3 protein-coding genes and 1 pseudogene are annotated in these 2,269 nt (G+C 58.5%); 1 reads left to right on the plus strand and 3 read right to left on the minus strand.

From position 1 onward, the window contains the following. Window positions 1–542 (minus strand): flavin-containing monooxygenase (locus B3Y70_RS09165; protein ID WP_288589645.1); only part of this gene is annotated, 542 nt, incomplete at its 3' end. A 169-nt stretch (window positions 543–711) separates the two neighbouring features. Between B3Y70_RS09165 and B3Y70_RS09170 the strand changes: the two genes are divergently transcribed. Continuing rightward, window positions 712–1,350, plus strand: coding sequence for a TetR family transcriptional regulator (locus tag B3Y70_RS09170; protein WP_288589647.1), 639 nt, complete (start codon window positions 712–714; stop codon window positions 1,348–1,350). A gap of 24 nt (window positions 1,351–1,374) precedes the next feature. Here B3Y70_RS09170 and bamE read toward each other — a convergent pair whose 3' ends face one another. Continuing rightward, window positions 1,375–1,686: an outer membrane protein assembly factor BamE domain-containing protein gene (gene bamE, locus B3Y70_RS09175; RefSeq protein WP_011787224.1), complete on the minus strand. Its 312-nt coding sequence runs from the start codon at window positions 1,684–1,686 to the stop codon at window positions 1,375–1,377. A 150-nt stretch (window positions 1,687–1,836) separates the two neighbouring features. Next, window positions 1,837–2,269 (minus strand): annotated as a pseudogene (locus B3Y70_RS09180) (12-oxophytodienoate reductase); the annotation flags it as partial.

A 2,269-nucleotide genomic window follows, 5' to 3' on the forward strand; every position in this document is an offset into this window, starting at 1 on the left:
GTGAACGTGTCTATGCCCTTGATCTCCGGATACGCGGGGGTGCTCAGGCCGCCCATGCCGGACACCAGGATCTCGCTTCGCAGCTTGCGGATTGGCGGCAGGGCCTTGTCGCTGCGGTCCAGCTCATCCCCGGGCTTCAGACCTTTCTTTTCCATGTAGTCCCAGAGCTTTGCACTGTTGCAGGTTTCCACCACCCAGCCCGAGTTGGCCTCATCCCAACGGGCACCAGCCACGTGGGTGTTAAAACGAATGTGTTCCATCAAACCGTATTTCTCGGCGCAATGCCGCAGGTACGCCTGAATCTCCGGCTGGGGAGCAAACATGCGGGTCCAGTTCGGATTCTGCTCAAAGGAGAAGGAATACAGGGCAGATTGAACATCGCAGGCGCAGCCCGGGTAGTGGTTGTCGTGCCAGGTGCCGCCGACGTTGTCGCTCTGCTCCAGAATCACAAAGTCGTCAAAACCGGCCTCTTTCAACTTGATGGCCATGCCCAGGCCGGAAAAACCGGTGCCGATAATGGCGATCTTGGCGGTTTGTTTCATTGCTGCACTCCTGTGTGGCCTGAAGGGCCTTGCCTGTTGTTGTCGGTGTGGTCATCATGACCGGTAGACACATGTATACCGGTCAAAGTAGACACCTGTATACCCGCGCGCACAGGAATGGCCCTGAGTGACAGGTTGTTGGCCCAATGCCCAAAGGAAACACGACTCGATGCAACGACTTGCCGGCGGAAAACTGAAACTGGTTCAGGCCGCACTGAGGCTGATTACCCAAAGCCGCAGCCTGACCTCACTGGGCCTACGGGAACTGGCCCGGGAGGCGGGGTTGAACCCGAATACCTTTTACCGGCACTTCCGCAATCTGGACGAATTCGGTTTGCAGGTACTGGGGTATATCGCCGAGGACATGAAAGCCGGTGTACGGCAGCTGCGGCAGATGGCGGATTCCTCGGAACAGGCCTCCCACGACACCGTCACCTTTGTGTACCACTACTTCCTGGCCAACCCGGCGGCAACCACGGTGGCGGTCAGGGAACTGCACGGCCCGTCGCCCGTGTTACGCCGGGCTCTCGAAGCACAGCTGGACGCCAGCGCCCGGGAAATGGCCGAGGATATTCTGGAGCGCGGGCTGGTGCCCGGCGTCGATGAGGTGGTGGTACAGGAGATTTCCAACATGACCATCCGCTACATCCTGTTCCGGGCCATGGACTATATCGAGAAGCCCGGGCAGCGGGAGCGGATTCAGGTGGAAACGGAGCGGTTCATCAACCGGCAGTTCCGGGGGGCATTAATCGAGGAACTGGATTCCGGGCAGATTCTGGCGCTGAAACAGGCGCCGGCCGCTAATTGAGGTCAGGCCGGCGCCCGGGAGCTTTTATTCGGTGGTGTTGTATACGTAAGAGGATACCGTGCCGTCGTTATTGAAACGGACCACCAGATCCGTGGTTTCATCATCACCAAAGGCGGACCAGCGATACTTGCCGTAAGTCCAGGTGCGCTTGCCGTCTTCAATACCGGTGCGCCAGGGCTCACCGAACATCTCCTGTATCTCGGCGCGGGTCGTCTCACCGATCGTTATCTGGTCGACATTGTGAGTGGCAAAATCCCGGCCGACAGTGGCGCAACCCACCAGGGTGATCAATACCGCAGCCAGCCCAGCCAGTTTGAGATGACGCATCAAAGCCATATCCAACTCCTTGTCTGGTGAATAGCAACAATCTGCCTACAGCATAGCGTTTCTGGCGATTGCTGCGATTACGAACCGGACAGATTTCAGACCCAAAAAAGCCGCGGGCCCGAGGGCGCGCGGCAGGCACGATCGAAGGGGTAAGTTCGATCAGTAGAGTTTGGCCAGAGACTTCCTGGCGAAGGCTTCCACTTCGTTCAGGCGGCCTTCTTTCACTTTCACCAGCCACTCAGGGTCTTGCAGCAGGGCACGGCCAACGGCGATCAGATCGAATTCACCGTTGTTCATGCGCTCAACCAGCTCATCGATGCCAGACTGCTCGACCGACTCTTTCTTGCTGGCGAAGGTGCCGCTGATGAAGTCTTCGGTCAGGCCCACACTGCCAACCGACATGGTCGGTTTACCAGTGATCTTCTGGGTCCAGCCGGCCAGGTTCAGATTGGAACCTTCGAACTCCGGTTCCCAGAAGCGGCGGGTGGAAGCGTGGAAGATGTCGACACCGGCCTCCGCCAGAGGCTTCAGGAAGCGCTCCAGTTCCTCGGGGCTATTCACCAGTTTTGCTTCGTAGTCCTGCTGCTTCCAC

This window comes from Marinobacter sp. UBA5687 (assembly GCF_002420325.1).
GTDB lineage: Bacteria > Pseudomonadota > Gammaproteobacteria > Pseudomonadales > Oleiphilaceae > Marinobacter > Marinobacter nauticus.